This window comes from Mycolicibacterium brumae (assembly GCF_025215495.1).
In the GTDB taxonomy this organism is placed as follows: Bacteria; Actinomycetota; Actinomycetes; order Mycobacteriales; family Mycobacteriaceae; genus Mycobacterium; species Mycobacterium brumae.
In genome coordinates, this window is sequence record NZ_CP104302.1 from 387,131 (window position 1) to 413,570 (window position 26,440).

Consider the following 26,440-nt stretch of genomic DNA (forward strand, 5'->3'; position numbering starts at 1 on the left):
CGACATGCGCGCCATGAAGAACGCCCGGGTTGTCGGCTCGGCCCTGCTTGCAGTCCCTCTCGCCCTGGCCGGATGCGCTGGTCAGGACCGACCCGAGGCCACCACCGCGGATCCCGGGACCTGCCCGACCGAGCCGGTGTCCGTCGTCGTCAGCGTCGACCAGTGGGGCGACATCGTCTCCCAACTCGGCGGGGCCTGCGCCACCGTCGACACTGTGGTCGCCAGCTCCAGCGTCGACCCGCACGACTTCGAACCGTCGCCCGCCGACGCGGTGAAGTTCGCCGGCGCGCAGTTGGTCGTGCTCAACGGCGGCCACTACGACGAGTGGGCCGCCAAGCTCGCGGCCGGCAGCGCCCCGGAGGCGCCCGTCGTCAGCGCCATTCAACCCAGCGACGACCACCACGACCATGACCACGCTGAGGGCGAGGGCCACGACCACGACCACGCCGCCGAGGGCAACGCGCACGTCTGGTACAGCCCAACCACTGTCGTCACCGTCGCCGACGCGGTGACCGCCGAGCTCAGCGAGATCGCCCCGGACGCTGCGGACTACTTCGCCGAGCGCCGTCAGGACTTCACCGAAGCCCTGACCCCCTACGACGACGCCATCGCCGCCATCAAGCAGGCCGCCGGCGGACGAAGCTACGCCGCCACCGAGTCGGTGTTCGACCCGATGGCCGCCGAGCTGGGCCTGGCCGACCGCACCCCGGCCGGCTACGCCGCGTCGTCGGCCAACGAGACCGACCCGTCCCCGGCGGACCTGAACGCCTTCCTCAACCTGCTCGCCGACCGCGGCGTCGACGTGCTGATCTACAACAGTCAGACCGAGGGCTCCGCGCCGCTGCAACTGCGCGCCGCCGCCGAGCAGGCCGGCGTTCCGGTGGTCGAGGTCACCGAAACGGTCGCGCCGGAGGCCGAATCGTTCCAGGGTTGGCAGGTGGCTCAACTCAAAGCGCTCGCCGGGGCACTCGGTGTCCCAACCTGACCAAATCTCTGAACCGGCACTGGAGTTCGATGACGTCTCGGTGGTTCGCGGCGGCCGACTGATCTGGTCCGAAGGCACCTTCGAGGTCCCCGCAGGCGGTATCACCGCGCTGATCGGCTCCAACGGTTCCGGCAAAACGACGCTGCTGCAGGTGGTGCTCGGCCTGCTACCCGCCGCCTCGGGCAGGGTGCGGGTTCTCGGCCGGGCCCCCGGCTCCGGCGGGGTGCAAAGCGAAATCGGTTACGTGCCACAGAACTACGCGGCCACCGCCGGAAACGCGATCCGGGCCTACGACGCCGTCATGCTCGGGCTGGTCGGCAACAAGTGGGGCTTCGCGCGGCCCAGCGCCGAGCAGCGTGACTGGGTCGCCCAGGTCCTCGACGCCGTCGGCGCCGGCGAGTTCGCGCAGCGTCGGCTGTCCCAACTTTCGGGCGGCCAGCGGCAGCGCGTCGCGATCGCCGAGGCCCTGGTGTCCAAACCGCGGCTGCTGATCCTCGACGAACCGCTGACCGCGATCGACCTGCGCACCCAGGGTGAGATCGTCAAACTGCTGGCCCGGGTCCGCGACGAATTCGCCGTCACCGTGCTGGTGGTGGCCCACGACCTGAATCCGCTGCTGGGCATCCTCGACAACGCCATCTACCTGCTCGACGGGCACGCGCACTTCGACACCATGGACGAAGTGGTCGATGACGAGCTGCTCAGCCATCTCTACGGGACCGAGGTCCAGGTGGTGCACACCCCGCAGGGCGAGCTGTACATGCGGGGCATCCGATGACGACGACCATCCTGGCGGTCGGATACCAGCAGAATTGGTGGGACATCCTGACGTCGTCGTTCATGCGCAACGCGCTGATCGGCGGCACCCTGGTCGCGCTGGCGGCCGGACTGATCGGCTACTTCATCGTCATCCGCTCCAGCGCGTTCGCAGCGCACGCGCTGGCGCACATCGGGTTTCCGGGCGCCACCGGCGCGGTGCTGGTCGGACTGCCGGTCGGGGTGGGGCTGACGGTGTTCTGCGTCGGCGGGGCGCTGGCCATCGGCGCGCTCGGCAAACGCGCCGAGGAACGCGAGGTCGCCACCGGCACCGTGCTGGCCGTCGCGATGGGCGTCGGCCTGCTGTTCAGCTCGATGGCCACCAAGAGCAGCTCCACCGTCACCAACGTGCTGTTCGGCAACCTGCTCGCGGTGACCGGCGACCAGCTCGTCGGGTTCGCCGGCGGGGTCGCGGCGCTGGCCGCGGTCATCGCGGTGGTGTACCGGCCATTGCTGTTCGCCTCGGTCAACCCGGCCGTCGCGGAAGCCAAGGGCGTCCCGGTGCGGGCCCTGTCGGTGGTCTTCATGGTGCTGCTGGGCGTCGCGGTGGCGATGGCCGTGCAGGCCGTCGGGATGCTGCTGCTGTTCGCCCTGGTCGTCACCCCGGCGGCGACGGCGATCATGCTGACCGCGCGGCCACCGGCGGCGATGGCGGTGTCCGCGGTGCTGTCGGTGTGCGCCGTTTGGGCCGGCCTGGTGATCTCGGCGATGTTCAATATGCCGCCGAGCTTCCCGATCGTGGCCATCGTCGGCGCCATCTGGCTGCTGGTCTGGCTGGCGGCCGAGCGTCGCCACCGCGCCCCGGCCGCCGCGTGATTCACCGGGCAGAGCGGGTCGGGCAGCGGTTACCGTGAACGCATGCCTCGAAGCCCGCTCCCGCGCCGACGCGCGACGCTGGCATCGCTGGCTGCCGAGCTGAATGTCTCCCGGACCACCATCTCCAACGCCTACAACCGGCCCGACCAGTTGTCTGCGGAGCTGCGGGACCGGGTGCTGGCGGCGGCCAAGCGGCTCGGCTACACCGGGCCCGACCCGGTCGCCCGGTCGCTGCGCACCCGGCGCGCCGGCGCTGTCGGCCTGGTCATCACCGAGCCGCTGACCTACGCGTTCTCCGATCCGGCGGCGCTGGAGTTCGTCGCCGGGCTGGCCGAGACCTGCGAGGAGGTCGGCCAGGGACTGCTATTGGTGGCCGTCGGCCCGGACCCCGGCGGCCGCGGCGTCGAGGCGGTGAACTCGGCCGGGGTCGACGGGTTCGCGGTGTACGCCCCGGCCGCCGACGACCCGTGCCTGCTCGCGGCGATCGACCGCCGCCTTCCGGTGGTGGTGGTCGACCAGCCGCGCGATCTGCCCGGGGTCTCCTGGGTCGGCATCGACGACTACCGGGCGATGCGCGAACTCGCCGAACACGTCGTCGGCCTCGGCCACACCGACATCGCCGTCATCTCGATGCGGCTGGGGGACCGGTCCTGCGATTGCCCGGCGCAGTTGGTTGCCGAGGATCGGCTGCGCGCCACCGAGTTCCACGGCCAAGCAGACCGGATCTCGGCGGTGCGCGACGCGATGGCCGACGCCGGGCTGGACCCGTCGGGCCTGGTGATGGTGGAGGCCTGCCGTCACGTCGCCGAGTCGGCCGCCGCGGCTGCCGAGATCGCGCTGCGCGCCAACCCGCGGGTCACCGCCATCATGTGCACCGCCGACGTGCTGGCCATCTGGGTGATGGATTTCCTGCGTGGGCGCGGGATCTACGTTCCCGGCCAGATGACCATCACCGGGTTCGACGGGATCCCCGAGGCCCGCAATCGCGGCCTGACCACCGTCGCGCAACCGAATCTGGAGAAGGGCCGCCGCGCGGGCGAACTGCTGCACCATCCGCCGCGGTCCGGGCAGCCGGTCATCGAGGTGCTGCCGACGGAGCTGATCCGCGGCCGCACCTCCGGGCCCCCGACGGGGTGACCGAGGTGATTCCTGCCCGGCTGACCGGCTTCCATCCTCCGTTCGGGGGTCCTCGTACTGCCCCTTGAGCTGGTGTTTTCCCGCTGATCAGACTTGTCGGACCTCGGGTATAGCGTGAGGTCATGTATCAGGTTGAGGCCCACACACCGCAGGAGCTTCGCTCCCTCGGTGATGCGGCCTTGATCGACGCGATCGCGGTTTCGGCGCGTGCCGCCGCGGCGGTGGAGGCCCATCACTTGGCGGCGATCGCCGAGCTGACGCGCCGGCGGCTGGGCGCCGAGCAGCATCCGAGTTGGGGCTGTGATGACTGGGACGCCGCGGCCGCCGAGATCAGCTGCGCGTTGACGGTCAAGCACGGTCGGGCCATGGTGTTGATGGAACGCGCGATCGCGCTGGCGGAGGTGTTGCCGAAGGTCGGGGCGCTGTTTCTGGCCGGACAGATCACCGCGTTGACGGCGATGAGCGTGGTGTCGCGGACTCGCCTGGTCAACGACCCGGCTGCGCGGGCGCAGGTGGACTCGGCGATCGCGGCGAAGATCACCGGCTGGGGCCCGTTGTCGAAGCAGAAACTCGAAGCCGCCCTCGACACGGTCGTCGCCGCGATCGACCCCGACGCGAAATACCGCTCCCGCTCCACGGTGGCGGGCCGGGAGATCAATATCGGCGACCCCCGCGCCGACGGGACGGACCTCAGGACCATCTGGGGCCGGTTGAGCGTGGCCGACGCCGCGCTGCTCGATGAAGCCCTCAACGCGATGGCCCGCGGTGTGTGCGAGGACGACCCACGGACGTTGGCGCAGCGCCGCGCCGACGCGATGGGCGCCTTGGCGGCGCATCTGGATCATCTGGCGTGCGCGTGTGAGGACCCCGACTGCTCGGCCAAGACCGGGGGCCACCCCGCGACGCGGGTGGTGATCCACGTGGTCACCAACGCCGCCATCGCGCCCGCGGGACCGACAACCACCGCGAAGACCGCCGAGAGCCCGGAGGCGGTGAACGCCGCGGCGGCCGAGGCCGGGCCTCCGGTGGCGTTCATCGCCGGGCGCGCGGGCGGGTTCATCTCCGCGGAAGCACTGGCCGCCCTGATCGCCCTCGGCGCGAAGGTCCGCGCGGTCGCCAAACCCGGGACCACCCCGGAGCCCCGCTACCGGCCCTCGACGGCACTGGATGAGTTCATCCGGACCCGGGATCTCACGTGCCGGTTCCCCGGCTGCGACAAGCCCGCCGTGCAAGCCGACATCGACCACGGCCACCCCTGGGGCGATGGTGGGCACACCCACCCCAGTTCCCTGCTCACCCGCTGCCGACTGCACCATCTACTCAAGACGTTCTGGGACGGCTGGTCCGAAACGCAGCATCCCGACGGCACGCTGGACATCACCACCCCCACCGGCCACACCTACACCACCAAACCGTTCGCCAGCGTGATGTTCCCGGGGTGGGACACCAACACCGGAGTCGCCCCGCCGCCGGGCAAACCGCGCCGAAAACGCGGACCCGGGCACACCCTGATGATGCCCACCCGAAAACACCCCCGGGCACAGACCCGAGCCCAACGCGTTGAGCGCGAACGCGCGCTCAACCACGCCGCCCTCGACGCCGAAGAGGCCGCCGCGCAAGCCGCCGCCGTCGCGGCCAACCGGCCCCCACCACCCGGCCGCAACGACCCACCACCCTTCTGACCGAAGCGGCCCTCACCCCGGGAGATCGGCGTGATAGGTCCGCGCCGACCGCCGATGATCGTCGTCGTGCCCGACTGAGCGGCTAACGTCGCTGCGCGAGAAGGAATTCCAGCACCGCCACCGCGTCGCCTTGATCGAGGACACGGAAGCCGGCGCGGGTGTCGCCCTCGCCGACCTTCACCCCGACGTCAACGCCGCACAGCCGCGCGAAGACCGTTTCGTCGGTGACATCGTCGCCGAGGAACAGCACCGCGTCGGCCCCGCATTCGCCGCGCAGCAATGACACGGCTTCGCCCTTGTCGGTGTGCAGCACCGAAAACTCCAGCACCGCTTTGCCTTCGGTGACCTTCGCGTCCCAGGAGCGAGACAGCTTCCGGGCGCGGGACAGCGCCGCGGTGGCGTCGGCGGCCGACGCGTTGCGGACGTGCAGCGCGACCCCGGCCGGCTTGGGCTCCACCGTCGCGCCGGGACTGCGCGCGGCGATCTCGTCGAGGGTGTCGATGATCAGGTTGAGCAGGTCGGTGTCCACCGAGCCGATGACGCCGTCCTCGGTTTCCGCGCCGTGACTGCCGATCAGCCGAATCGGTGGCCGCGCGTGGGACACCGCCCGCAGGCTCGCCACTTCCCGTCCCGAGACCAGCGCGACCGTCATTGCGGGCAGCCCCGACAGCGCGGTCAGCGCCTCCAGGGCCCCCGGGTGGGGGCCCGCGTCGGCCGGGTGCTTGACGATCTTCGACAGCGTCCCGTCGAAATCCGATGCCACCAAAAGGTTTCCGACGCCGGCCAACTCCGACAGCGCCGACCGCAACGGCTCTTCGACGCTCATCGCGCGCTCCCGGGCAGCCAACCACCGATCCGTTCCAACGCCGCGTCGATGTCGGCGGACGGCCCGGCGAAGGACAATCGGATGAACGACTCACCCCGGACGGTGTCGAAGTCCACCCCGGGGGCGACCGCGACGCCGGTGTCGGCCAACAGCTTCTCGCTGAAAGCCAGCGAGTCGTCGGTGTATTGGGACACATCGATATAGGCGTAGAAGGCGCCGTCGGCCGGGGCGAGCCGGTCCAGCCCGATGCGCGGCAGACCTGAGAGCAGCCGGGCCCGGTTGTCGGCGTAGTGCCGCAGATGCCCGGCCGCCTCGGCCAGCGCGTCGGGGGTGAACGCGGCGATCGCCGCGTGCTGGGACAGCGCCGGCGGGCAGATGGTGAAGTTCCCGGTCAGCCGCTCCACCGAGCGCACCAGCGTCGGTGGGACCAGCATCCAGCCCAACCGCCAGCCGGTCATCGCGAAGTACTTGGAGAAACTGTTGACCACCACCGCGTCGCGGGAGGTGCTCCACGCGCAACTGGTCGCCGGAGCGCCCGGATACACCAGGCCGTGGTAGACCTCGTCGCTGATCAGCCGCACCCCGGTGTCTGAACACCATGCCGCGATGGCGGCCAACTCGGCCGGTTCGATGACCGTGCCCGACGGATTCGACGGGCTGGCCACGATCACCCCGGCCAGCGGCTCCCGCGCGTGCGCCTCGGCCAGCATCGACTGGGTCGGCTGGAAGCGGGTGTCCGGCCCGCACGGCAACTCGACGACCCGGCAATCCAGCGCGGTGAGGATATTTCGGTAGCAGGGGTAGCCGGGGCTGGCGATCGCGACGGCGTCCCCGGCGTCGAAGCAGGCCAGGAAGGCCAGCAGGAATCCGCCCGATGAGCCGGTGGTGAGCACCACGTCGTCGACGTCGACGTCCAGGCCGTAGTACCTCCGGTAGTTGGCGGCGATCTCGGCGCGCAGCTCGGGGATGCCCAGCGCCACGGTGTAGCCGATCTGGTCGGTGGCCAGCAGTTCCGCGGCCGCAGCTCGCACCGCCGCCAGCGCGCCGGCGCTCGGCTGGCCGGCCGACAGGTTCACCAGATCGCCGTGGCTGCGCTGGCGTGCCATGGCGGCCAGCCAGACGTCCATCACATAGAACGGCGGGATGCCCGCCCGCAGCGCGGTCTTCACGGTGTCGAGGGTATGCGGCCGCCGTAAGCTGACGTACGTGATGCGCCGGGCGAAGTTGATCGCGTCGCTGGCGGTCGTCGTCGCGGCGGCCGCCGGTCCACAGGCCCACGCCGCGCCGGAGGACACTCCCGCCCCGGCGATCAGCCCGGTCACCGCAGCCGACCTCGGCGCGAGCTGGCGGGCCGGCTGCCCGCTGGCGCCGTCCGGGCTGCGGCTGGTGGAGGTGGACTACCTGGGCTTCGACGGCCAGTCGCATCGCGGCGCGTTGATCGTCAAAACCGAATTGGCCCAACAGGTTCAGGAGATCTTCGCCGAACTCGAGGCGATCCGGTTCCCGATCGAGAAGATCCGACCCGCCGCCGAGTACGCCGGCGCCGAGGACGAACTCTCGATGCGCGACAACAACACCTCGGCGTTCAACTGCCGCGGCATCCCCGGATCGTCGTCCTGGTCGGAGCACGCCTACGGCCGGGCCATCGACATCAACCCGCTGCTGAACCCCTACATCTCCGCCTCGGGCGCCATGGAGCCGGCCACCGCCGGGCCGTACCTGGACCGCACTCTGGACGAGGCGGGGATGCTGCGCGACGGGCATCCCGCCGTTGAGGTGTTCACCGACCGGGGCTGGACCTGGGGCGGGAACTGGCGCGATCCGAAGGACTACCAGCACTTCGAGTACCCGGCGGGCTGATCCGGGGTGTTTGTCGCTGCCTCTGTTCATCGCCGAACCGGCGGGATACTCTGGCGCGGTGAACGCCGAGGGGGCTGGCAGAGTCTGCGCGCAGATCGCATTTGTGCTGGCCGACGGGTTGCCTGGGGCCAATTGTGCCGAGGATGACGTGCTCGCCGCCACGGCCGGGTTCGCGCCGGCGCTGCTGGCACTCGACGCCGCAGGCAACGCCTGCTGGGAGGTCGGGACCGAGCGGGTCTCCCCGAAAGACGTCGACATCGCCTCCGTCGAGGTCGTGATGTGGCGAAACGGCGAGGTCGTCGCGCAGGGCAGCGCCTCGGTGGACCCGGTCCGCGCGGTGACCGAACTGACCCGTGAGGCCGCAGCGGCCGATATCCGGATCGCCGCCGCCGAGGTGGTGTTCTCCGGGCCGTGCGCCGCCGTGGAAGCCGCTCCCGGGGACGAATTCATCGCCGAATTCGCCGGACTCGGATCGGTGTCACTCCTGCTTAGCTGATCATTTCCGCTGGTCAGGGCAATTTGTGTAACGAAACTCCATTCCGGGTACGACATATCCGGTAGAACCCCGCAATGGGGGACTGTTGGAAAAACAAGGAGTTAAATAGTGACCCGTCCCAGCATGCCCACCGCGCGACGCGCGATGATCGCCGCCTTCGCCGCGGCCGGTCTGGCCGGCGCCACCCTGTTCGCGCCGATCGCCGCCGCTGTTCCCGACACCCAGGGCGACGACACCTCGGTGACCACCGAGAACGGCCCCGAGACCACCGCCCACGGTGACGCCACCGCCAACGGCGAGACCACCGCCGCCGAGCCCGACGCCGAGTCGGCCACCCCGGACGGTGAGACCACCGTCGCCGACGACGCCACCACCCCGGCCGCCACCGATGACGCCGAGGCCCCGGCCACCACCGACGGGCAGAGCGCCGAGGGGCAGATCACCCCGGTCGCCACCAACACCGGTGACTGCAGCGCCGCGACGCTGGGCCGCACCTCCGCGGACGTCAACACCAAGCTGGCCGACTACATGGACAAGAATCCGGCCGTCAACTCGGCGTTGATCGAGATCACCCGGCAGTCGCCGTGGGTCGCGGTGGGGCAACTGGAGGGCTACTTCCGGGACAACCCGGTGCAGGCCGATGAGATCCGGACTATCCAGGCGCCGCTCGGCGAGTTCCAGCACCGCTGCGGTCTGCAGGTTTCGCCTGCCGACGCGCTGGCCGCCCTGTCGGACATCTGAGCCTGACGGACACCCGAACTCAAGTTCGCTGAACGCCGGTTCTCCGATTCGGGGGACCGGCGTTTTGGTATTTTATGTGAGGCGAAACACATTGTTCCGCGGTTGATTTGAAGTATCCGCAGGACATGCGGGGCGTCGCCGCGCAGGCGTTGTGAGGTTAGCCACAAGGGGCGGGGAGCGCCTTTCAATCTGCGGTCGGCAGGAGCACAATAACTGTAGTTATTCTAGATTTGATCCAGATTAGGAGTCTTACGATGCCTCTCTTGACCATCGGCGATGAGTTCCCCAGCTACCAGATGACCGCCGTCGTCGGCGGCGACCTGTCGGCCGTCAACGCGCAGTCGCCCGACGACTACTTCACCACCGTGTCCAGCGACGACAACCCGGGCAAGTGGCGCGTGGTGTTCTTCTGGCCGAAGGACTTCACCTTCGTCTGCCCGACCGAGATCGCCGCTTTCGGCAAGGCCAACGAGGACTTCGAGGACCGCGACACCAAGGTGCTCGGCGTCTCCACCGACAACGAGTTCGTGCACTTCCAGTGGCGCGCCCAGCACGAGGACCTGAAGAAGCTGCCGTTCCCGATGGGCAGCGATCTCAAGCGTGAGCTGGTCGAGGCCGCAGGCGTGCTCAACGCCGACGGCGTCGCCGACCGGGCGACCTTCATCGTCGACCCCAACAACATCGTCCAGTTCGTGTCGGTGACCGCCGGCTCGGTCGGCCGCAACGTCGACGAGGTGCTGCGGGTGCTCGACGCGCTGCAGTCCGACGAACTGTGCGCCTGCAACTGGAAGAAGGGCGACCCGACGATCAACGCCGGCGAGCTGCTGGGCGAGGCGGTCTGACCCATGAGTGTTGACGCGATCAAGGAAGCACTGCCGGAGTTCGCCAAGGACCTCAAACTCAATCTGGGCTCGATCGTCCGCTCCACCGAGCTCAACGAGCAGCAGCTGTGGGGCGCCCTGGTGGCCACCGCGGCCGCCACCGGCAACTCTCGGCTGATCAAGGAGATCAACGAGGACGCGCTCGACATCCTCAGCGAACAGGCCTACAACGCCGCGCTCGGGGCCGCCTCGATCATGGCGATGAACAATGTGTTCTACCGCACCCGCGGCCAGCTGGACGGCAAGTACGACGACCAGCGGGTCGGCCTGCGGATGAACATCATCGCCAATCCCGGTGTGCCCAAGGAAGATTTCGAGCTGTGGTCGATGGCGGTCTCGTCCATCAACGGCTGCCACTTCTGCGTCGGCTCGCATGAGGCCGTCGTCCGGGAGGCCGGGCTGTCCAAGACCGCGGTGTTCGAGGCGATCCGTCTCGCGTCGATCATCGCCGGTGTGGCGCAAGCGCTGACCATCGTCGACGCCACCCAGAGCGTTTCCGTCTAGTCACAAGCGATAAACCGCCGCCGGGGTCGCGCTGGAGAAATCCAGCCGACCCCGGCGGCGGTCGTTTCTCCGCCTGCGGGTAGAAACAGAAACGTGAAGCTTGGACTGCAGCTCGGCTACTGGGCCGCGCAACCGCCGACCAATCACGCCGAACTCGTCGCCGCCGCCGAAGAGGCCGGCTTCGACACGGTGTTCACCGCCGAGGCATGGGGCAGCGACGCCTACACCCCGCTGGCCTGGCTGGGCCGGGAGACCCGCCGGCTGCGCCTGGGCACGTCGGTGGTGCAGCTGTCCGCACGCACCCCGACGGCCTGCGCGATGGCCGCGCTGACCCTGGACCACCTCTCCGGCGGCCGGCACATTCTGGGCCTGGGCGTCTCCGGCCCGCAGGTGGTCGAAGGCTGGTACGGACAGCGATTCGCCAAGCCGCTGGCCCGCACCCGCGAGTACATCGACATCCTGCGCCAGGTCTGGGCTCGCGAGGCGCCGGTCACCAGCGCCGGCCCGCACTACCCGCTGCCGCTGAGCGGTGAGGGAACCACCGGGCTGGGCAAGGCGCTCAAGCCGATCGTGCATCCGCTGCGCGCCGACATCCCGATCATGCTGGGAGCCGAGGGGCCCAAGAACATCGCGCTGGCCGCCGAGATCTGCGACGGTTGGTTGCCGATCTTCTACTCGCCGCGGCTGGCCCCGATGTACAACGAATGGCTCGACGAGGGCTTCGCCCGACCGTGCGCCCGGCGCAGCCGCGAGGACTTCGAGATCTGCGCCACCGCGCAGGTCATGGTGACCGACGACCGGGCCGCCACTATGGCGGCGGTCAAACCGTTCCTGGCCCTCTACATGGGCGGGATGGGCGCGGAGGGCACCAACTTCCACGCCGACGTGTACCGCCGGATGGGCTACGCCGAGGTGGTCGACGACGTCACCCGGTTGTTCCGCTCCGGCTGCAAGGACGAAGCCGCCGCCATCATCCCGGATGAGGCGGTCGACGATTCGGCGATCATCGGCGACTTGAATTATGTGCGCGCCCAGATCCCGGTCTGGGAAGCCGCCGGCGTCACCATGATGGTGGTCACCGCGGGCAGCGCCGCGCAGATCCGCGACCTGGCCGACCTGGTCTGAAAGATGAACCCGCGCAACGGCGCCCAGTCCCTGCTCGACGCCCTGGCGACCGGCGGAGTCGACGTCTGCTTCGCCAACCCCGGCACCTCCGAGATGCATTTCGTGGCCGCGCTGGACGGCGCGCCCGGGCTGCGCGGGGTGCTGGCGCTGTTCGAGGGAGTGGCCACCGGCGCGGCCGACGGGTACGCGCGCATCGCCGGGCGGCCCGCGGCGGTGCTGCTGCACCTGGGGCCCGGGCTGGGCAACGGGCTGGCGAATCTGCACAACGCCCGCCGCGCGCACGTGCCGATGGTGCTCGTCGTCGGCGACCACGCCGGCTATCACAAGCGCTACGACGCTCCGCTGGAATCCGACATCGACGCCGTCGCGCACACCGTCTCCGGGTGGGTGCGCCGCAGCGCGACGGCAGACGAGGTGGCCGACGACGCCGCGCTGGCCGTGTCGGTCAGCCGGGCCGGGCAGATCGCCACCTTGATCCTGCCCGCCGACGCGTCCTGGAACGCCGTGCGCGCCGCCGACACCGACGCCGGGGTCCCCGCGGCGGTTTTGGCGGGACGCGCTGAACCCGCCGCCACCGCCGCGGCGATGGACACCGCCGCGTACTGGCTACGTTCGTCGAACCCGCAAACGGCCCTGTTGATCGGCGGCGACGCCACCGACGCGGACGGGCTGGCCGCGGCCGCCCGGATCGCCGAGGCCACCGGCGCGCGTCTGCTCTGCGAAACCTTCCCGACCCGGCTGCGCCGCGGCGCGGGCGTGCCGCCGGTCGAGCGGCTCGGCTACTTCGCCGAGGCGGCCGTCGCGCAGCTGACCGGCGTCACCCGGCTGATCCTGGCCGGGGCGCGTGCACCGGTGTCGTTCTTCGCCTACCCCGGCATGGCCAGCGACCTGGTTCCGCCGGGCGCAGAGGTGCTCACCTTGGCCGGCCACCGCGGCGCGGCGGCCGCGCTGGCGGCGCTGGCCGACGAGTTGGCCCCCGGAACCACCGCGTCGCCGGCCCCGGCGGACCGGCCCACCCCGCCCACCGGGCCGCTGAACGCGCTGAGCCTGGCCGCCGCGGTCGGCGCGACGCTGCCGGAGAACGCGATCGTCGTCGACGAGTCGATGACCGCCGGAATGGGGTTGCCGGCCGCCACCGCGGGCGCGCCCGCCCACGACGTGCTGAGCATCACCGGCGGCGCCATCGGCTACGGCCTGCCGGCGGCCATCGGCGCGGCGATCGCCGCCCCGGACCGGCCGGTGCTGGCGCTGCAGGCCGACGGTTCGGCGATGTACACCATCTCCGCGTTGTGGACCCACGCGCGGGAGAACCTGGACATCACCACAGTGATCCTCAACAACGGCGCCTACGACATCCTGCGCGTCGAACTGCAGCGCGTCGGCGCCGAGAACGCCGCCGCCCCGGGGCCGCGCGCGGCCGAGCTGCTGGACCTGGGCCGCCCCGACCTGGACTTCGTCCAGATCGCCCAGGGCATGGGTGTGCCGGCGCGGCGGGTCGGCAATGCCGAGGACCTCGCCGTCGCGCTGGCCGAGTCGTTCGCCGAGCCGGGCCCGCACCTGATCGAGGCGATGCTGCCGTCGATATTTAGCGTGGCCGGTTAGCTGCTGGTAGCGCCCACACTCATGTTCTCTGTGAAGTTGCTTGTGACTGCCGCCGGAGCCGCTGTGATGGGCGGTGGGCTGATGCTCGGAACTGCCGCGGTCGCCACCGCCGACGACGCGCTGCCCGTTGCGCCCGCTCTGCTGAACACCGACTGCAGCCGGGATCAGCTGATGGCCGCCACCAAGGTGGTCGACCGGCCGGTCTACGACGAGGTCGTCAACAAGTACAACACCGAGAGCCCCTGGGTCCAGGACCACTTCAAGTACCACTTCGACCTGCTGCTGGAGAAGAGCCCGGCCGACCGTCAGGCCGAGGTCGATGAGCTGGCCGTCTTCTTCCCGCAGTACGCGGACTTCTTCCGGATGAACATGGACTCGGCCAACGCCGTCACCGCCCAGTGCCATAGCTACCCGGCCGTGGATCCGACGGTGTGGACCCCGCAGGCGCCGGCCAGTGTCGCCCCGGCCCAGTCGCCCGCCGACGCCGCGCCGGCCGCCAACGCGCCCGCCGACGCTGCGACTCCGGCAGCCACCGATGTCGATCCCGCCGTCGCCGACGTAGTGGACGACGCCCTGACCGACGGCTAGTAGTCAGCCGCCGCTGCGATCCAGCGCGGACAGGAACGCCATCGCCCACCGATCCACATCGTGGGTCAGCACTTGGCGGCGCAGCGCGCGCATCCGCGCTCGGCCCTCCTCGGGCGTCTGATTTAGCGCGGCCTCGATGGCGTCCTTGACGCCCTCGGTGTCGTGCGGGTTGACCAGGTAGGACTGCCGCAATTCGGCTGCCGCGCCGGTGAACTCGCTGAGCACCAGGGCGCCGCCGAGGTCGCCGTGGCAGGCCACATACTCCTTGGCCACCAGGTTCATCCCGTCGCGCTGCGCGGTCACCAGCATCACGTCGGCCGCGACGTAGAAGGAGATCAGGTCCTCCCGCGGCACCGGCCGGTGCAGGTAGGACACCACCGGGTGCGCGACGCTGCCGAAATCGCCGTTGATCCGGCCGACCTGACGCTCGATCTCCGCCCGCAGCAACCGGTAGGCGTCCACCCGTTCCCGACTCGGGGTGGCGAGCTGGATCAGCACGGTGTCAGCCGGGTCGACCCGGCCCTCCTCGAGCAGCTCGGCGAACGCCCGCAGCCGCACATCGATGCCCTTGGTGTAGTCCAGCCGGTCCACCCCGAGCAGCACCTTGGACGGGTTGCCCAGCTCGGCGCGCAGCGTGCGGGCCCGGCGGCGGGCCTCCCGGCCGCGAGACAACCGGTCCAGGTCGGCGGAGTCGATCGAGATGGGGAACGCGCCCACCTTGACCGCGCGGTCGCCGTTTTGCACCACCCCGAAGCGGTTGCGCACCCCGACGCTGCCGCGTGAGGTCTCCGCGTCGAGCAGCTTGCGCGCCAGGATGATGAAGTTCTGCGCGCCGCCGGGCAGGTGGAAGCCGACCAGGTCGGCGCCGAGCAGACCCTCGATGATCTCGGTCCGCCACGGCAGCTGCATGAACAGTTCCACCGGCGGGAACGGGATGTGCATGAAGAAGCCGATGGTGAGGTCGGGGCGCAGCTCGCGCAACATTTTCGGCACCAGCTGCAGCTGGTAATCCTGCACCCACACGGTGGCCCCCGGGCCGGCGCAGCGGGCGGTGGCCTCGGCGAAGCGCCGATTCACCGCGAGGTAGCGATCCCACCAGACGCGGTGGTACTGGGGTTTGACGACGACGTCGTGATACAGCGGCCACAGCGTGGCGTTGGAGAAGCCCTCGTAGTATTCGACCAGGTCGTCGGTGTTCAGGCGGACCGGGCGCATCTCGATGTCCTCGAGTTGCACCGGTTCGTCGATGACGTCGGTGTCGTCCTGGGCGATGCCGGGCCAGCCGACCCAGGCGCCACGGCGGCGGCGCAGCAGCGGCTCCAGCGCGGTGACCAGGCCGCCGGGGCTGCGGGTCCAGGTGACGGAGCCGTCGGGCTCGGTGGCCTGATCGACCGGGAGCCGGTTTGCGACGACGACGAATTCGGCGGCGCCGTCGGCCACTTAAACCTCGGTTTTGGCGGGGGCGATGCCAAGCATGGATAGGAAGACCCGGCACTCGTCGGCGTCGTTGGCGTAGGCGGCGACGACCCGTCGGGCCTGGCTGGCGGTGTCGTCGGCGACCGACTGCAGTTCGTCGAGCTCGGTTTCAGATTTCGCGGGCATCGTTCCAGCTTACGCGGGTCGGTGACGTCGACACCTCAGTTGACGCAGGGCACGCCGCTCGCGGCGGTGATCGGCGGTCCCACATCCGGGCTGGTCTCGGTCGTGACGGTGGCGTCGGCAGCGGTGTCCGAGAGGTAGGGTTCGGTCTCCTCGACGACGGAGGTGGATATCGACGACGAGGCCGTGGTGGCGGGCGCGGCCAGTCCGAACGCCTGGGCCACCTCGGCGCGGATGGCGTCGCGGTCGACGATGTTGACGTCCTGGCCGTTGACGGTGTCGTAGCCGAGGATCGGCAGGGTGCGGAACTCGACCCCGCCGCCGGCCAGCGTCTGGATCCGCTTGAACGCGTTGACGTCCCAGCCGTGGGACAGCACCACGTCCTTGTGCACGACGTCCATCAGCCCGTCGAGTTTGGACATGTCGGTGAACGTGCCGGCGTCGTTGAGCCGGCGCAGCACCGACACCAGGAACGCCTGCTGCCGCCGGGTGCGGTCCAGGTCGCCGTTGTCCAGACCGTGGCGCTGCCGCACGAACGCCAGCGCCTGCGCGCCGTCCAGGGTCTGCCGGCCGGCCGGGAAGTCCGCGCCGGAGTATTCGTCGTAGACGGCGTGGTTCAGGCACACCTGCACCCCGCCCAGGTTCTCCGCGAGGTCGTAGAAGCCGGCCAGGTTGACCTCGGCGAACAGATCAACCGGGGCGCCGGTCAGCTCCCGCACGGCCTTCAGGGTGGCCCGTCGGGCCGCCTCGCGGCTGCGGGTCTCCACCTGGCGGGGGTCGTCGACGCCCTGCTCGACGAGCTGCTCGGCGACGTGGGCCTTGGTCAGCCCGTAGGCCTCTTTGATCTTGATCCGGTGATAGCCCGGCACCCCGGTGAACGGCACCAGGTCGTCGCGGGGGATGGAGAAGGCGACGCTGCGCTCGCCGTCGGCGCCCGGCGCGATGTGCATCAGGATCAGCGTGTTGGTGTTGTAGCCGCCGTCGTCGGAGCTGCCGGCGTGCAGGTTGTCCAGCACTTCCTGCGGCAGGTCGTCGCCGTTGGCGTCCTTGCGGGAGTCCAGGCCGATCAACAGGATCGTGACGCCCTCGGTGGACCCGTCGGCGTCGTCGAGCGCGTCGGAAATGGTGATGCCGCCGAGCGCGTCGTGCACCTTGGCCCACGCGAAGCCTGTGCTGAATAGCACCGCCACCGAAAACACCGCCACCGCCACCCGGGACAGCAGCGGCAGGGCGCTGCTGCGGGGGAGGCGGTGGGCGGGCATCGGGTCAGTATGAAGCGCTGACCTGAGGTTTCACCGAGAAAGTGGCGAGGTTCACGGACCTGCTCAGTCGGCGTGGGCCTTCACGATTCGGCGGGGCACCACCAGCACCGGGACCGGCGAATGCCGAACGATCTTGGTGGCCCGGGAACCGAGGAACACCCGCTCGATCGGCCCGGCCTCGCTGGAGCCGAGCACCAGCAGGTCGCCGGGTTCCCATTCGATGCTCTCGAACGCGTCGTCCCAGTCCTCGCCGTGCCCGATGACGATCTCCGGGCGCGGGGTGTCGCCCGGATTGTCGTCCAGGGCGCGTTCGGCCGCGGCGTAGATGTTCTCGGTCCACTCGTCGAGCACCTGGCCGCGTTCGGTGTTGAACCGCGCGGTCTCCGGCGGCGACAGATGCACCGCGAACGACGCCAGCCGCAGCTCGCAGCCGTAACTGGCGGCCAGCGTGCGGGCGAACACCAGCAAGCCGGTGTTGTGCTTGCCGCCGGTGAACGCCAGCGTGACCCGCTTCACCGAACCGACGGTGTTGCGGTACCCACGGGTGGCCACCGCGACCGGGATCGGGGAGCTGTGCAGCAATCGGTCGGCGACGCTGGACAGCGAGATATAGCCGAACTGCCCGGAGTCTGAGGAGCCCACCACGATCGCGCTGGCCTTGTGCTGCTCGGCGGCCTCCATCAAGCCGACGGGCGCGGACTTGGCCTGCACGCTGGTGTAGGTCGCCTTGACATCGTCGGGCAGGTCCGCGCGGGCGTGCCCGAAGGCCTCCTCCGTCAGCTCGTCGATGTAGGCGCGGTAGCCCTGGTCGGCGCGGGACATGCCGGGCATCCAGGGCGCCGGGGCGACCACGCAGACCACCAGGTCCTCGCCGCGGGTGCGGGCCAGGGCGGCGGCCAGATTGGTCACCGCCTTGGAACGCAGTTTCAGCGGGTAGCCGACGAGGATCGTCACCGGTGTCCTCCCGAAACCGGCGGGACGTGGGCCTCGAGCTTGGAGTGCTTGCGGGCGTAGAGCACGTACCAGATCATCGCCAAGCCGATCCAGGCGACGAACACCACCAGGGTGATGGGGCGCAACTGGACGATGATCCACAGCGCGCCGAGCACCGACAGGATCGGAGTGATCGGGTACAGCGGCACCTTGAAGCTGCGGGGCAGTTCGGGGGCGCGCTTGCGCAGGATGATCACGCCGATGGACACCGTGACGAACGCGGCCAGGGTGCCGACGCTGGTCATCTCCGCGAGGAAGTTGATCGGGATGAAGCCGGCCAGAATGGCGATGACGGCGCCGACGATGATGGTGTTCTGCACCGGGGCCAGCGTCCGCGGGTTCACCTTGTGGAACACCGGGGAGATCATGCCGTCGCGGGACATCGCGAACAGGATGCGGGTCTGGCCGTACACCGAAACCAGGGTGACGCTGAAGATCGAGATGATGGCGCCCACGGCCAGCGCGGTGCCCGGCCAGGACGAGCCGACGACGTTCTCCAGGATCTTCGCCAGGCCGGCGCGCTGGCCCTCGAACTCCTCGGCCGGCTGCGCGCCGATCGCGACGAACGCCACCGCGACGTACATCAGGGTGACCACGATCAGCGAAATCATCAGCGCCAGCGGCAGATTGCGCCGCGGGTTCTTGGCTTCCTCACCGGCCGCCGCAACACCGTCGAGACCGACGAAGGTGAAGAAGATGATGCTGGCCGCCAGGCCGATGCCACCGATGCCGTGCGGGTTGAACGGAACCAGGTTCTCGCTGTCGAAGCCGAACGAGCCGATCGCGATGAAGCCCAGCAGCACGATCAGCTTGACCGCGACCATGGCCGCGTTGACCTTGGCGGACTCACTGGCGCCCCGGATCAGCAGCAGGGTGCACATCAGGATCAGCACCATCGCCGGCAAGTTGACCCAGCCGCCCTCTTCGGGGGCGTTCGCCAGCGCGTGCGGCAACTCGAAGTTGAAGACGTTCATCAGGAATTGGTTGACGTACTGCGACCAGCCGACCGAGGTGGCCGCGCCGGCCACACCCCATTCCAGCAGCAGGCAGGCGCCGACGCCGATGGCGACCGCCTCGCCGAGGGTGGTGTACGCGTAGGAGTACGACGACCCCGACACCGGGATGGCGCCGGCCAGTTCGGCGTAACACAGCGCGGTCAAGCCGGCCACGATCGCGGCGATGACGAAGGACCAGATGACGGCCGGTCCGGCGATCGGGACCGCCTCGGAGAGGATGAAGAAAATACCGGTGCCGATGGTGCCGCCGATGCCGATGGACGCCAGGCCGATCAGGCCGATGCTGCGCTTGAGGTCACCGCCCCCGCCGCCGTCGACTCCGGTTTCAGCGGTAATCACATTCACCGGTTTGCGCCGGAGCGCGCTTTCCATGAACGACGTCACTTGGTCTCCTCGGAGGGGCGTGTGCAGTGCTGTGAATCTAGGCCTATCCCGAGGTGACTGCAGGGTGAACGCGATTTCGGTTGTGACAATTTATGAATGCGCGCAACAGATCATGGGTGAACACACAATCAATCGCGCCTGCTGGGTGTGTTTGCCGCGCCTTCGCGTAGTCAGTTGTCGCCGTAGATCCGGGCGATGTCCGGTGAGTCCATCCAGCCGGTGTAGGCGGGGGTTTGCGGCCACCCCTCGGGGGAGTCCTGCCAGTCCTCGCGCCGGCCGTAGGGCAGCAGGTCGATCATCGCGAAGGTGTAGCTGAGCTGCTCGGTGCCGCGGCCGTCGGTGTGCCAGGTGCGGAACACTCGATCACCGTCGCGCAGAAAGACGTTCACCGCGAACCCGGCTCGCGGCGGCGCGCCGACATCGGCGCCGAACGGGCTGTTGGCGGTTGAATACCAGGGCAGTTGATTGCCGACCTTCTTCTTGTAGGCCAGCGCTTCGTCGATCGGGCCCTGGGTGACGACGACGAACCGGGCGTCGTAGTTGTCCAGGAACCGCGGCTCACGGAATTGCGCGGTGTATCCGGTGCAGCCGCCGCACTGCCACTGCGCGCCCGGGTTCCACATGTGGTGGTAGGTGATCAATTGCGACCGGCCGTCGAAGACATCCGCCAGCCGAATCGGCCCGGATTCGGAATCCAGGGTGTAGTCCGGCAATTCGACCATCGGCAGTCGGCGGCGCTGGGCGGCGATCGCGTCGAGTTCGCGGGTGGCGGCCTTTTCTCTGGTGCGGAGTGCGTCGAGTTCCTGTTGCCAGGTCTGCTGGTCGACGATCGGGGGCAGCGGGGTGGTCATGGCAAGCTCCAATGTGGACGGCGTGAACATGATAATGTTCACAATGTACACTTTCGCGCGGACGGGGGTCAACGGGTTGGCTGAGAAGGCGGGCTATCACCACGGCGATCTGGCCACCGCGCTGGTCGAGGCGGGGCTGGCGCTGACCCGCGCCGGCGGCCCGGAGGCGTTGACCATTCGGGCCGCCACCCGGCAGGCCGGCGTCTCGCCGAATGCCGCCTACCGGCACTTCGCCGACCGCGAAGCGCTGCTGGCCGCCGTCGGCAGCGCCATCGAGACCCGGATGGCGCTGCAGATGGCCGCCGAGTTCCCCGCCGCGCCCGCCGGCCGTTCGCTGCTGGCAGCCGTCGGGCTGGGCTACATCCGATTCGCGCTGGCCGAGCCGGGCTGGTTCTCGGTCGCCTTCTTCTCCGCTGGCGCCGAGGTGTCGGATTCGCCGCCCTTCCTGGCGCTGGTCGCCGCGCTGGACGCCATGGTGGCCGAGGGTTCGCTGGCGCTGGAGTCTCGCGACGGAGCGGAGTGGCCGTGCTGGTCGGCCGTGCACGGATTCGCCGAACTGGCGCTGCGCGGGCCGCTGCGGGGCGCCTCCGCCGAGCAGCTGGACGCGCTGGCGGCCCGGACCGTCGACGACATCATCGCGGGCGTGTGTGGAGCCCCCGGTCGGGATTGAACCGACGCAGCCTGCTTTACAAGAGCAGTGCTCTACCACTGAGCTACGGGGGCGTAACTGCGCTGGTAAGGGTATCAGCGACAGGGTCGAGAACTGTGTTTGCTGGCAGGCTGACTTGTCAGAGGTGTGAACTAGCGTTCGAACCATGAGAACATGTCGCGGCTGCGGTTCGGCTCTCACGAAACGCAGCCAGAAGAGTTTTTGCAGTAACGCCTGCCAGCGTGCGGCTGAGCGTGCAGAACGAACCAAGCACTGGCTGGAGACCGGTGAGGCGTCGTGCGCGGGCTCCCACCGGCTTCATTACATCAGGCTGCACCTCGCTCAGGCGCAGTCCGGGCGCTGCGCCATCTGCGGCTGCTCAGATGTGTGGCAGGGCGAAATTCTCGCGTTCGTGCTGGACCACATTGACGGCAACCCGGACAACAATCGACCGGAGAACCTCCGGCTGGTCTGTCCGAACTGCGACTCGCAGTTGCCGACGTACAAGAGTCGCAACCGCGGCCATGGTCGGGCGTTCCGTCGGACGAGGTACGCCAACGGTCAGTCGTACTGACCGCACCGTGCTCACTCGTCGGCGTCGATGACCTTCGGGGTCGCCGGACGGGGCGGGGGCTTGCGGGGGCGCAGCCGGTCGGTGATGTTGGTCAGTGGGTTGGCCACCGTGCTCAGCGCGACGACGGTGTCGCGCAGCGCGTCGACTGTCGGGGTCAGCGCCTCCAGGCCGGGGGCCAGCCGGTTCAGCGTGTCGGTGATATTGATCAGCTGCTCCAGCGGACCGTTCTTGGCGGTCAGCCGCTCGATGACGCCGTCTTCGGCCAGCAGCCGCTCCAGCACGCCGTCCTCGGCGAACAGCCGCTCGGCCAAACCGTCCTCGCTGAGCAGCCGCTCGACCAGCCCGTCGTCGGCGAGCAGCTGGTCTACCAGGCCGCCCGGGGCGAGCGCGCGTTCCAGGCCGCTGCCCTCGGCGTTGAGCTTGTCCAGCGCTCCGCCGGGTGCGCTCAACCGGTCCACCACGCCGCCCGGGCGCGTCAGCTTGTCGAGTGGGCCGTCCTTGCGCATCAGCTTGTCCAGCGGGCCATCCGGCGCGAGCGCGCGGTTCAGCGCCGAGTTCTCGTCGGTCAGTCCGTCGGCGAGCTTGGCCGCGCGCTGGATCCGGGCCACCGCGTCGTCCAGACCGAGCAGGTGCACCACGGCGGTCGCGGTGTCGTCGACCTTGGGCACCTCCACCCCGGCCTTCTTGGCGGCGTCGATCGCCTCGCCCGCGACTTCCAGGCCGACCTGGGTGGCGGCCAGCCCGACCTTGAGGGGGACAACCGCCGCGTTGATCAGCGCATCGCCGAGATTCATGAACTCAGTCTATGGCGGCGCCGCACGTGTGGGACCGTCGAACTTCAAAGCGTGGCTCACAGCAACTCCACAGCGAGCGAGCGGACAATCGGCAGCCGATCGTGAGGAAATGGAAACCATGACCATGACGAGCACTGAACCTGCGTCGGCGACCAAGGCCGAACCGGAAGCCCGGGTACTCGTCGTCGACGACGAGGCCAACATCGTCGACCTGTTGTCGGTGAGTCTGAAGTTCCAGGGCTTCGAGGTGCACACCGCCAGCAGCGGCCCCGAGGCGCTGGCCGCCGCCCGTGAGATCCGCCCGGACGCGGTGATCCTCGACGTGATGATGCCCGGCATGGACGGTTTCGGGGTGCTGCGCCGGCTGCGCGACGACGGCATCGACGCCCCGGCGCTGTTCCTCACCGCGCGGGACTCTCTGGAGGACAAGATCGCCGGGCTCACCCTCGGCGGCGACGACTACGTCACCAAGCCGTTCAGCCTGGAGGAAGTGGTGGCCCGGCTGCGGGTTATCCTGCGCCGGGTCGGCAAGGGCGTGGAGGCCCCGAAGACCAACCGGTTGAAGTTCGCCGACATCGAGCTCGACGAGGACACCCACGAGGTGTGGAAAGCCGGCGAGCCGGTCTCGCTGTCGCCGACCGAGTTCACCCTGCTGCGCTACTTCGTCATCAACGCCGGCACCGTGCTGAGCAAACCGAAGATCCTCGACCACGTCTGGCGCTACGACTTCGGCGGCGACGTGAACGTGGTCGAGTCCTACGTGTCCTACCTGCGGCGCAAGGTCGACACCGGGGAGAAGCGACTGCTGCACACGCTGCGCGGCGTCGGCTACGTGCTCCGCGAACCGCGTTAGAGCTCTTGGGGCTTTCCTGGGGGACAATGGCCGGGTGAACGACGGAACCGGGGCTCCACTGCGACGCGGCGTTCCGCTGCGGGTGAGCATGGTCGCCGCGGTGCTGGTGCTGGTGGCCTCCGGCCTGCTGGCCTCCGGCGTCGCCGTCACCACCATCCTGCGGCACAACCTGATCGACCGGGTGGACCAATCCCTGGTGAGCGCGCTGGACAGCTGGGCGCAGGCCCCCCGACAGCTTGCCAAGGACATGCCGAACCCGGGCCGTCCGCCGTCGAAGTTCTATGTCAGCGGTGTGGATAGTGCGGGCCGCACCTGGATGGCCATCAACGATCGCGGCGCCGAACCGGATCTGCCCGCCGGCAAGGACGTGGGCCGGGTGCCGATCACCATCGGATCCCGCGACGGTTCCGGGGTCAGCTGGCGGGTGGTCTCCCAGCGCGGCCCGGACGGTTCGCTGACCACCGTCGCCCGGGACCTGCGTGACACCGAAGCCACCGTGCGGGAGCTGGTGTTCGCCCAGGCCGGGATGGCGTTCTGCATGCTGTTGCTGTTGGCCATCGCCGGCTACGCGCTGGTGAATCGGAGTCTGCGGCCGCTGCGCGAGGTGGAGAAGACCGCTGCGGCCATTGCCGACGGCGAGCTGGAAAGCCGTGTGCCCGAACGTGATCCGCGCACCGAGGTCGGCCGGCTGTCGCTCGCGCTGAACGGCATGCTGGCCCAGATCCAGACCGCGATGGCCGACCGGGAGGCCTCCGCCGAACATGCCAAGCAGTCCGAGCACCGGATGCGCCGATTCATCACCGACGCCAGCCACGAACTGCGCACTCCGCTGACCACCATCCGTGGATTCGCCGAGCTGTACCGCCAGGGCGCCGCGCGGGACGTGGACATGCTGATGTCTCGCATCGAAAGCGAAGCCACCCGGATGGGTCTGCTGGTGGAGGACCTGCTGCTGCTCGCCCGCTTCGACGCGCAGCGCCCGCTGGAGCAGCGGTGCGTCGACCTGCTCACCATCGCCAGCGACGCGGTGCACGACGCGCGTTCGGTGGCCCCGCAGCGACTGATCACGCTCGAGGTGTTCGATGGACCCGGCACGCCCGAGGTCCTCGGCGACGACGCCCGGCTGCGGCAGGTGCTGTCCAACCTGGTCGCCAACGCGCTGCAGCACACCCCGCCGTCGGCGTCCATCACGGTGCGGGTCGGCACCGAGGGGCAGGATGCGGTGTTGGAGGTCGTCGACCAGGGCCCCGGGATGGATCCCGAGGAGGCCCAGCGGGTGTTCCAGCGCTTTTATCGGACCGACGCCTCCCGCAACCGGTCCAGCGGCGGCGCCGGGCTCGGGTTGTCCATCGTCGACTCGCTGGTCCGGGCGCATCTCGGCCGGGTCAGCGTGAGCACCGACGTCGGGCAGGGCTGCCGGTTCCGGGTCGCCATCCCGCGTCTGGTCGGTGATGACGACACCGCCGACGCCCCGGACTCTGCGGACGCCGCGGACGCTCCGGACTCGGCGGACGCTCCGGACGCTGTGGACGCTCCGCACTCCGCCGTCGAAGAGGTTGTGGCGGTCAGCCCTGCTCTGCCAGCGCGGCCTTGATCTTGGCCTGAGCCTCGTCGAGGGATTCCGGGGAGGGATTGCGATCCACGCCGGCGAACCCGATGTCGGTGAGGTTGCGCAGCGGGAAGACGTGCACGTGCAGGTGCGGCACCTCCAGCCCGGCGACCAGCAGGCCGGCCCGCGGCGCGTCGAACGCCGTCACCACGGCCTGCCCGATTTTCTGCGCGACGGTCATCAGCCGGGCGTTGACCTCCGGGTCGATGTCCTGCCACTGATCGATCTCGGCGCGGGGAACCACCAGCGTGTGGCCCTGGGTCATCGGTTCGATGGTCAGGAACGCGACGAACTCGTCGTCTTCGTAGACGAAGCGCCCGGGCAGTTCGCCGTTGATGATCTTGGTGAAAATGGTGGCCATGGAACCCCAGCATAGGAGTCCGCGGCTAGGCTGACCGGCGTGCGCGTCCTCGTAATCGGATCCGGTGCCCGTGAACACGCTCTGCTGCTGGCCTTGGCCCGCGACCCGCAGGTGGAAGCCTTGGCGGTGGCCCCCGGCAACGCCGGCACCGCGGCGATCGCCGAACAGCGCGACATCGACGCCACCAACGGCGCCGAAGTGGTCGCGCTGGCCCGCGGATTCGGGGCCGACCTGGTGGTGATCGGGCCCGAGCTGCCGCTGGTCGCCGGCGTCGCCGACGCGGTGCGTGCCGCCGGCATCCCCTGTTTCGGGCCGAGCCGGGAGGCCGCCCAGATCGAGGGGTCCAAGCAGTTCGCCAAGGATGTGATGAGCGCGGCCGGTGTGCGGACCGCTGTGAGTGAGATCGTGGACAATCCGGCCAAGCTGGATTCGGCGCTGAACCGCTTCGGCCCGCCGGCCGGGCAGGCCGCCTGGGTGGTCAAGGACGACGGCCTGGCCGCCGGGAAGGGTGTGGTGGTCAGCGCCGACCGCGACGTCGCCCGCGCGCACGCCGCCGCGCTGTTGGACGACGGGCACCCGGTGCTGCTCGAGTCCTTCCTTGACGGACCCGAGGTGTCGCTGTTCTGCGTGGTCGACGGCGAGACCGTGGTGCCTCTGCTGCCCGCGCAGGACTTCAAGCGCGTCGGCGACGGCGACACCGGCCCTAACACCGGCGGCATGGGCGCCTACTCGCCGCTGCCCTGGCTGGCTGCCGAGACGGTCGACGCGATCGTCGAGGATGTGGTGAAACCCGTTGCCGCCGAGATGGTTCGGCGCGGAACCCCGTTCACCGGGCTGCTCTACGCCGGGCTGGCCATCACGTCATCGGGGCCCGCGGTGGTGGAGTTCAACTGCCGCTTCGGCGACCCGGAAACCCAGGCCGTGTTGTCGCTGCTGGAATCGCCATTGGGCCAGCTCCTGCATGCCGCTTCGACTGGCTCCCTTGATTCCTTCGGTGCGCTTTCTTGGCGCGACGGCTCGGCTGTGACGGTGGTGGTCGCCGCCGAGCACTACCCGGGCCGGCCCCGCACCGGCGACGTGATCACCGGGGCTTCTGCGCCGGGCGTGCTGCACGCCGGCACCGCCCGCCGCGACGACGGCGCCGTCGTCTCTTCCGGTGGCCGAGTGCTGTCGGTGGTCGGCGCCGGCGCCGACCTGTCCGCCGCCCGCGCCGACGCCTACGCCAAGATCGCCGGAATCAAGTTGGCCGGCAGCCACTTCCGCACCGATATCGCCAAGACCGCGGCAGGGGAGTAGCGCGGTTGCGCCACCAGTAGCGCTGCGGTGGTGGTGCGGCGACCCTGCGCGTCCCCAGTTACCCCAGGCCGGAATGCGCGTTTGCTAGAAACAGTGGGACGGAAACTCGGCCTGGAATCTGCCCGGTGTCACTGGGGTCG

At 69.6% G+C, this 26,440-nt stretch carries 27 protein-coding genes, 1 tRNA gene and 1 pseudogene; 18 read left to right on the forward strand and 11 right to left on the reverse strand.

Annotated features, from left to right (window positions below):
* The first annotated feature begins 4 nt into the window (after positions 1–4).
* The 5 genes from L2Z93_RS01910 to L2Z93_RS01930 all read left to right on the forward strand — a co-directional run bounded on the left by L2Z93_RS01910 (position 5) and on the right by L2Z93_RS01930 (position 5,436).
* Positions 5–985, forward strand: coding sequence for a metal ABC transporter solute-binding protein, Zn/Mn family (locus L2Z93_RS01910; RefSeq protein ID WP_090593308.1), 981 nt, complete (start codon positions 5–7; stop codon positions 983–985).
* Complete coding sequence (locus L2Z93_RS01915) at positions 972–1,763, forward strand: metal ABC transporter ATP-binding protein (RefSeq protein WP_090593305.1); 792 nt, start codon at positions 972–974, stop codon at positions 1,761–1,763. The genes L2Z93_RS01910 and L2Z93_RS01915 overlap by 14 nt, the downstream gene beginning before the upstream one ends.
* Complete coding sequence (locus L2Z93_RS01920) at positions 1,760–2,617, forward strand: metal ABC transporter permease (protein WP_090593301.1); 858 nt, start codon at positions 1,760–1,762, stop codon at positions 2,615–2,617. Before L2Z93_RS01915 ends, L2Z93_RS01920 begins: the two co-directional genes overlap by 4 nt.
* 42 nt (positions 2,618–2,659) lie before the next feature.
* On the forward strand, positions 2,660–3,754 hold the full coding sequence (locus tag L2Z93_RS01925) for a LacI family DNA-binding transcriptional regulator (protein WP_090593298.1): 1,095 nt from the start codon (positions 2,660–2,662) through the stop codon (positions 3,752–3,754).
* A 122-nt stretch (positions 3,755–3,876) separates the two neighbouring features.
* Positions 3,877–5,436 carry an HNH endonuclease signature motif containing protein gene (locus L2Z93_RS01930; RefSeq protein ID WP_090593294.1) on the forward strand — a complete coding sequence of 520 codons (1,560 nt, stop codon included), beginning with the start codon at positions 3,877–3,879 and terminating at the stop codon, positions 5,434–5,436.
* An 82-nt stretch (positions 5,437–5,518) separates the two neighbouring features.
* Here L2Z93_RS01930 and otsB read toward each other — a convergent pair whose 3' ends face one another.
* Together otsB and L2Z93_RS01940 are read right to left on the reverse strand one after the other, a co-directional pair.
* Positions 5,519–6,262 carry a trehalose-phosphatase gene (gene otsB, locus L2Z93_RS01935; RefSeq protein ID WP_090593291.1) on the reverse strand — a complete coding sequence of 248 codons (744 nt, stop codon included), beginning with the start codon at positions 6,260–6,262 and terminating at the stop codon, positions 5,519–5,521.
* Positions 6,259–7,389, reverse strand: a complete 1,131-nt coding sequence (locus L2Z93_RS01940) for an aminotransferase class I/II-fold pyridoxal phosphate-dependent enzyme (protein WP_090593419.1) — start codon at positions 7,387–7,389, stop codon at positions 6,259–6,261. The genes otsB and L2Z93_RS01940 overlap by 4 nt, the downstream gene beginning before the upstream one ends.
* An 82-nt stretch (positions 7,390–7,471) precedes the next feature.
* Between L2Z93_RS01940 and L2Z93_RS01945 the strand changes: the two genes are divergently transcribed.
* The 8 genes from L2Z93_RS01945 to L2Z93_RS01980 all read left to right on the forward strand — a co-directional run bounded on the left by L2Z93_RS01945 (position 7,472) and on the right by L2Z93_RS01980 (position 14,059).
* Complete coding sequence (locus L2Z93_RS01945) at positions 7,472–8,122, forward strand: M15 family metallopeptidase (protein ID WP_090593288.1); 651 nt, start codon at positions 7,472–7,474, stop codon at positions 8,120–8,122.
* A 58-nt stretch (positions 8,123–8,180) separates the two neighbouring features.
* Complete coding sequence (locus L2Z93_RS01950) at positions 8,181–8,618, forward strand: hypothetical protein (RefSeq protein ID WP_128111846.1); 438 nt, start codon at positions 8,181–8,183, stop codon at positions 8,616–8,618.
* Positions 8,619–8,726: 108 nt separating this feature from the next.
* Positions 8,727–9,359: a hemophore-related protein gene (locus L2Z93_RS01955; RefSeq protein ID WP_128111845.1), complete on the forward strand. Its 633-nt coding sequence runs from the start codon at positions 8,727–8,729 to the stop codon at positions 9,357–9,359.
* A 254-nt stretch (positions 9,360–9,613) separates the two neighbouring features.
* The gene (locus L2Z93_RS01960) at positions 9,614–10,201 is read left to right on the forward strand and encodes a peroxiredoxin (protein WP_090593277.1); all 588 of its coding nucleotides are present in this window, start codon (positions 9,614–9,616) and stop codon (positions 10,199–10,201) included.
* A gap of 3 nt (positions 10,202–10,204) precedes the next feature.
* Positions 10,205–10,744, forward strand: a complete 540-nt coding sequence (gene ahpD, locus L2Z93_RS01965; protein WP_090593274.1) for an alkylhydroperoxidase, AhpD family — start codon at positions 10,205–10,207, stop codon at positions 10,742–10,744.
* 93 nt (positions 10,745–10,837) lie between these two features.
* A complete protein-coding gene (locus L2Z93_RS01970; protein WP_090593270.1) occupies positions 10,838–11,869 on the forward strand; it encodes an LLM class F420-dependent oxidoreductase in 1,032 nt (343 codons plus the stop codon).
* Positions 11,870–11,872: 3 nt separating this feature from the next.
* Positions 11,873–13,471, forward strand: coding sequence for an acetolactate synthase large subunit (locus L2Z93_RS01975; RefSeq protein WP_090593266.1), 1,599 nt, complete (start codon positions 11,873–11,875; stop codon positions 13,469–13,471).
* Between the two features lie 30 nt (positions 13,472–13,501).
* The gene (locus tag L2Z93_RS01980; RefSeq protein WP_162562035.1) at positions 13,502–14,059 is read left to right on the forward strand and encodes a DUF5078 domain-containing protein; all 558 of its coding nucleotides are present in this window, start codon (positions 13,502–13,504) and stop codon (positions 14,057–14,059) included.
* 3 nt (positions 14,060–14,062) lie between these two features.
* Here the strand turns inward: L2Z93_RS01980 and L2Z93_RS01985 are convergent, their stop codons facing one another.
* From L2Z93_RS01985 to L2Z93_RS02010, 6 genes and pseudogenes are all read right to left on the reverse strand, one after another.
* Entirely contained in the window at positions 14,063–15,499 is a 1,437-nt protein-coding gene (locus L2Z93_RS01985) for an alpha,alpha-trehalose-phosphate synthase (UDP-forming) (protein ID WP_090593259.1), read from the reverse strand.
* On the reverse strand, positions 15,500–15,661 hold the full coding sequence (locus L2Z93_RS01990) for a hypothetical protein (protein WP_090593256.1): 162 nt from the start codon (positions 15,659–15,661) through the stop codon (positions 15,500–15,502). It lies immediately after the preceding gene.
* Between the two features lie 170 nt (positions 15,662–15,831).
* A pseudogene (locus L2Z93_RS01995) lies at positions 15,832–16,920 on the reverse strand (LCP family protein); the annotation flags it as partial.
* A gap of 63 nt (positions 16,921–16,983) precedes the next feature.
* Positions 16,984–17,874: a universal stress protein gene (locus tag L2Z93_RS02000; RefSeq protein WP_162562034.1), complete on the reverse strand. Its 891-nt coding sequence runs from the start codon at positions 17,872–17,874 to the stop codon at positions 16,984–16,986.
* Complete coding sequence (locus tag L2Z93_RS02005; protein WP_193438965.1) at positions 17,871–19,301, reverse strand: amino acid permease; 1,431 nt, start codon at positions 19,299–19,301, stop codon at positions 17,871–17,873. The genes L2Z93_RS02000 and L2Z93_RS02005 overlap by 4 nt, the downstream gene beginning before the upstream one ends.
* Before the next feature lie 182 nt (positions 19,302–19,483).
* Positions 19,484–20,164 carry a DUF899 domain-containing protein gene (locus L2Z93_RS02010; RefSeq protein WP_090593413.1) on the reverse strand — a complete coding sequence of 227 codons (681 nt, stop codon included), beginning with the start codon at positions 20,162–20,164 and terminating at the stop codon, positions 19,484–19,486.
* A 43-nt stretch (positions 20,165–20,207) separates the two neighbouring features.
* On the opposite strand from L2Z93_RS02010, the gene L2Z93_RS02015 reads away from it, so the two are divergent.
* Positions 20,208–20,834, forward strand: coding sequence for a TetR/AcrR family transcriptional regulator (locus tag L2Z93_RS02015; protein ID WP_090593242.1), 627 nt, complete (start codon positions 20,208–20,210; stop codon positions 20,832–20,834).
* On the opposite strand, the gene L2Z93_RS02020 is transcribed toward L2Z93_RS02015, so the two are convergent.
* A tRNA-Thr gene (locus L2Z93_RS02020) sits at positions 20,813–20,887 on the reverse strand. The two genes, L2Z93_RS02015 and L2Z93_RS02020, sit on opposite strands and share 22 nt — an antisense overlap.
* Before the next feature lie 92 nt (positions 20,888–20,979).
* On the opposite strand from L2Z93_RS02020, the gene L2Z93_RS02025 reads away from it, so the two are divergent.
* A complete protein-coding gene (locus L2Z93_RS02025; RefSeq protein WP_090593238.1) occupies positions 20,980–21,387 on the forward strand; it encodes an HNH endonuclease in 408 nt (135 codons plus the stop codon).
* Positions 21,388–21,398: 11 nt separating this feature from the next.
* Here the strand turns inward: L2Z93_RS02025 and L2Z93_RS02030 are convergent, their stop codons facing one another.
* Positions 21,399–22,181 (reverse strand): hypothetical protein, encoded by a 783-nt coding sequence (locus L2Z93_RS02030; protein ID WP_090593235.1) that lies wholly within the window; start codon positions 22,179–22,181, stop codon positions 21,399–21,401.
* A gap of 124 nt (positions 22,182–22,305) precedes the next feature.
* On the opposite strand from L2Z93_RS02030, the gene L2Z93_RS02035 reads away from it, so the two are divergent.
* Positions 22,306–23,034 (forward strand): response regulator transcription factor, encoded by a 729-nt coding sequence (locus tag L2Z93_RS02035; protein ID WP_090593410.1) that lies wholly within the window; start codon positions 22,306–22,308, stop codon positions 23,032–23,034.
* Positions 23,035–23,122: 88 nt separating this feature from the next.
* A complete protein-coding gene (locus tag L2Z93_RS02040) occupies positions 23,123–24,628 on the forward strand; it encodes a sensor histidine kinase (protein WP_090593407.1) in 1,506 nt (501 codons plus the stop codon).
* Here the strand turns inward: L2Z93_RS02040 and L2Z93_RS02045 are convergent.
* Positions 24,600–25,004 (reverse strand): HIT family protein, encoded by a 405-nt coding sequence (locus L2Z93_RS02045; protein WP_090593232.1) that lies wholly within the window; start codon positions 25,002–25,004, stop codon positions 24,600–24,602. The genes L2Z93_RS02040 and L2Z93_RS02045 overlap by 29 nt on opposite strands.
* A 39-nt stretch (positions 25,005–25,043) precedes the next feature.
* Between L2Z93_RS02045 and purD the strand changes: the two genes are divergently transcribed.
* Positions 25,044–26,300, forward strand: a complete 1,257-nt coding sequence (gene purD, locus L2Z93_RS02050) for a phosphoribosylamine--glycine ligase (protein WP_090593229.1) — start codon at positions 25,044–25,046, stop codon at positions 26,298–26,300.
* Positions 26,301–26,440 lie beyond the last annotated feature (140 nt).

Bases quoted from the DNA above. Each gene is read 5' to 3' on its own strand.
- L2Z93_RS01910 (WP_090593308.1), top strand. From the start codon at position 5: ATGCGCGCCATGAAGAACGCCCGGGTTGTCGGCTCGGCCCTGCTTGCA.
- L2Z93_RS01920 (WP_090593301.1), top strand. From the start codon at position 1,760: ATGACGACGACCATCCTGGCGGTCGGATACCAGCAGAATTGGTGGGAC.
- L2Z93_RS01925 (WP_090593298.1), top strand. From the start codon at position 2,660: ATGCCTCGAAGCCCGCTCCCGCGCCGACGCGCGACGCTGGCATCGCTG.
- L2Z93_RS01930 (WP_090593294.1), top strand. From the start codon at position 3,877: ATGTATCAGGTTGAGGCCCACACACCGCAGGAGCTTCGCTCCCTCGGT.
- otsB (WP_090593291.1), bottom strand. From the start codon at position 6,262: ATGAGCGTCGAAGAGCCGTTGCGGTCGGCGCTGTCGGAGTTGGCCGGC.
- L2Z93_RS01940 (WP_090593419.1), bottom strand. From the start codon at position 7,389: ATGGACGTCTGGCTGGCCGCCATGGCACGCCAGCGCAGCCACGGCGAT.
- L2Z93_RS01945 (WP_090593288.1), top strand. From the start codon at position 7,472: ATGCGCCGGGCGAAGTTGATCGCGTCGCTGGCGGTCGTCGTCGCGGCG.
- L2Z93_RS01960 (WP_090593277.1), top strand. From the start codon at position 9,614: ATGCCTCTCTTGACCATCGGCGATGAGTTCCCCAGCTACCAGATGACC.
- ahpD (WP_090593274.1), top strand. From the start codon at position 10,205: ATGAGTGTTGACGCGATCAAGGAAGCACTGCCGGAGTTCGCCAAGGAC.
- L2Z93_RS01975 (WP_090593266.1), top strand. From the start codon at position 11,873: ATGAACCCGCGCAACGGCGCCCAGTCCCTGCTCGACGCCCTGGCGACC.
- L2Z93_RS01990 (WP_090593256.1), bottom strand. From the start codon at position 15,661: ATGCCCGCGAAATCTGAAACCGAGCTCGACGAACTGCAGTCGGTCGCC.
- L2Z93_RS02005 (WP_193438965.1), bottom strand. From the start codon at position 19,301: ATGGAAAGCGCGCTCCGGCGCAAACCGGTGAATGTGATTACCGCTGAA.
- L2Z93_RS02010 (WP_090593413.1), bottom strand. From the start codon at position 20,164: ATGACCACCCCGCTGCCCCCGATCGTCGACCAGCAGACCTGGCAACAG.
- L2Z93_RS02015 (WP_090593242.1), top strand. From the start codon at position 20,208: ATGTACACTTTCGCGCGGACGGGGGTCAACGGGTTGGCTGAGAAGGCG.
- L2Z93_RS02025 (WP_090593238.1), top strand. From the start codon at position 20,980: ATGAGAACATGTCGCGGCTGCGGTTCGGCTCTCACGAAACGCAGCCAG.
- L2Z93_RS02030 (WP_090593235.1), bottom strand. From the start codon at position 22,181: ATGAATCTCGGCGATGCGCTGATCAACGCGGCGGTTGTCCCCCTCAAG.
- L2Z93_RS02035 (WP_090593410.1), top strand. From the start codon at position 22,306: ATGACGAGCACTGAACCTGCGTCGGCGACCAAGGCCGAACCGGAAGCC.
- L2Z93_RS02040 (WP_090593407.1), top strand. From the start codon at position 23,123: ATGGTCGCCGCGGTGCTGGTGCTGGTGGCCTCCGGCCTGCTGGCCTCC.
- L2Z93_RS02045 (WP_090593232.1), bottom strand. From the start codon at position 25,004: ATGGCCACCATTTTCACCAAGATCATCAACGGCGAACTGCCCGGGCGC.